Annotated in this window: 1 protein-coding gene; it reads left to right on the top strand. The window is 45.4% G+C overall.

All coding sequences use genetic code 11. From position 1 onward, the window contains the following. Nucleotides 1-1,043: elongation factor Tu (gene tuf / locus CYK47_RS15230; RefSeq protein WP_122902601.1), on the top strand; the 1,043-nt coding region annotated here is incomplete at both ends.

Below are 1,043 nucleotides of genomic sequence, written 5' to 3'. Positions count from 1 at the left end.
ACAATTGGTCACGTCGACCATGGTAAAACAACTTTAACAGCTGCGATTGCAACTGTATGTGCGAAGAAATTCGGTGGTGAAGCACGTGACTACGCTGCGATCGACTCAGCACCAGAAGAAAAAGCACGTGGTATTACAATTAATACTTCACACGTAGAATACGATTCTCCAACTCGTCACTACGCTCACGTAGACTGCCCGGGCCACGCCGATTATGTTAAAAACATGATTACTGGTGCTGCTCAAATGGACGGCGCGATCCTTGTATGTGCTGCGACTGATGGTCCAATGCCACAAACTCGTGAACACATCCTTCTTTCTCGTCAGGTAGGTGTACCTTACATCGTTGTATTCTTAAACAAATGCGACCTTGTAGATGACGAAGAGCTTCTTGAATTAGTAGAAATGGAAGTTCGTGAACTTCTTTCTACTTATGACTTCCCAGGCGATGACACTCCAGTGATCCGTGGTTCTGCGCTTTCTGCACTTAACGGTGAAGCTGGTCAATACGGCGAAGACGCTGTTGTTGCACTTGTTGACGCGCTTGACTCTTATATCCCAGAACCAGAACGTGCAATCGATAAAGCATTCTTAATGCCAATCGAAGACGTATTCTCTATTTCTGGTCGTGGTACAGTAGTAACTGGCCGTGTAGAATCAGGTATCGTGAAAGTAGGCGAAGAAGTTGAAATCGTTGGTATCAAAGATACAGTTAAAACAACTGTAACTGGCGTAGAAATGTTCCGTAAACTTCTTGACGAAGGTCGTGCGGGCGAGAACTGTGGTGTTCTTCTACGTGGTACTAAGCGTGAAGACGTTCAACGTGGTCAAGTATTGACTAAACCAGGTGCGATCAAGCCACACACTAAATTCGACGCAGAAGTATACGTACTTTCTAAAGAAGAAGGTGGTCGTCACACTCCATTCCTTAACGGTTACCGTCCACAGTTCTACTTCCGTACAACTGACGTAACTGGCGCAATCTCTCTTCAAGACGGCGTTGAAATGGTTATGCCTGGTGACAACGTAGAAATGTCAGTAGA

Origin of the sequence: Acinetobacter sp. B51(2017) (assembly GCF_003711395.1) — a bacterium.
Classification (GTDB): Bacteria; Pseudomonadota; Gammaproteobacteria; order Pseudomonadales; family Moraxellaceae; genus Acinetobacter.
The sequence above is the reverse complement of the archived record's forward strand: the minus strand, read 5'-3'. Positions and strand labels throughout refer to the sequence as shown.